Source organism: Paenibacillus sp. USDA918EY (assembly GCF_009870825.1).
Classification (GTDB): Bacteria; Bacillota; Bacilli; order Paenibacillales; family Paenibacillaceae; genus Paenibacillus_AQ; species Paenibacillus_AQ albilobatus.
Window position 1 is genome coordinate 1 of the sequence record NZ_WTWY01000053.1, and the last position, 914, is coordinate 914.

Here is a 914-nt window from a genome sequence, read left to right on the forward strand (position 1 = left end):
TGTACTGAGTCGGTGAATTTTTTGCGGCTGCGGTTGCTGTTTTGGCGGCCAGTATTGCTCCATGGCATGAAGTAAATCTTCCCCCACAGATGTCCAATCAGAACGTATTGCTCTCATGTCTGCTTCTTCAGGAGAGTTAGATTCATTGTACTCAGTTAATGTACCTCCAATATCCAGCACAGTAGCTAAACCACCAATAAAACTTGGATCAGCAAAAAGAAAAGAAGATCTTTCCATTGCAGAATGCCTCCTTTCAAGAGTGAAAAAGACCCCAATGGTACAAGTTTCCATTGTGGGATACCTAAAAATAGTAGCATAAAAATGCTTCCAGAGCGTTTGCATTCATGTTCTGAATCATCTGCATAATACCCGCCTGGATCTTTTCCATGCCTGCGCCAGGTTGGCCGGGCAACTCTCCCCGCACGCTGTCAGGTTTGAAACCGTGGGGGGCTTTATTCGTATTTCCAAGCATCTTGGTTCCCTTCTCTCTTGTGGGGCCGGCGATATCCCCTTAATTGGTCTGCTTTTGCCTTAATACTCGTTTAGTTTTCATCCTTCCAGTCGGATAGGGTACTTTGATACCCCTTGATGAGGTGAGCGCCTCAAACATCTATAGTTATTGGCGTAAAACAGAAATAACGAGGGGTGGGGAACGAGCCGCCCCCTTGTAGTTAATTTTGATCACCGACTTATCACCTCCGGCAATAACTGTAAATAATTTTATAGTTGATTCCTATAAGATGATTGGATATAATGTACTTAATTCGTTGAATATCCATTGATTGTTTCTGATGCCTCCGCTGTTGCTGCAGTGGGGGCTCCTTCTTTTATGGCATTCGCAAAGAAATTATCAGGAAGACCGATCTTCTTTTCAAAAATAGTCAGCTCGATCACTTGCCTGCCATCAACTTCAA

Annotated in this window: 2 protein-coding genes; both read right to left on the reverse strand. The window is 43.8% G+C overall.

Annotated elements, in window-relative coordinates:
* Positions 1-237 (reverse strand): hypothetical protein (locus tag GQY55_RS30760; protein WP_160045728.1); only part of this gene is annotated, 237 nt, incomplete at its 3' end.
* 64 nt (positions 238-301) lie between these two features.
* Complete coding sequence (locus GQY55_RS30765) at positions 302-472, reverse strand: hypothetical protein (RefSeq protein ID WP_160045729.1); 171 nt, start codon at positions 470-472, stop codon at positions 302-304.
* Positions 473-914 lie beyond the last annotated feature (442 nt).